Raw genomic sequence first — 256 nt, forward strand, 5'->3', positions numbered from 1 at the left:
TTTTATTCTTTAATTTAGAAACCAATGACTTTCTGATCTTATGGTAGTGATTCAAATTGTGTGATACAATTGGATAATGATGAAGATTCGTAATTGGTTTAGCCAATGAATACTTTAACAACATATCCCCTTTTTCTGCATGGAACTTTGCCTTCAATTCACAAAACTCTGTTTCAATTTTATTCAATGGATAATCATAGCTCTCAATTGTTTCGACCTCGGTGGTAACAACTGGAGGTTCATTAACTTCATGAGG

The 256-nt window shown here is 32.8% G+C and carries 1 protein-coding gene; it reads right to left on the bottom strand.

All coding sequences use genetic code 11. The features are described 5' to 3' along the window. On the bottom strand, window positions 1-256 hold a 256-nt coding region (locus MN204_RS21905), incomplete at both ends, for a hypothetical protein (protein WP_249872986.1).

It is taken from the genome of Oceanobacillus saliphilus, from assembly GCF_023522835.1.
GTDB classification, from domain to species: Bacteria; Bacillota; Bacilli; order Bacillales; family Amphibacillaceae; genus Oceanobacillus; species Oceanobacillus saliphilus.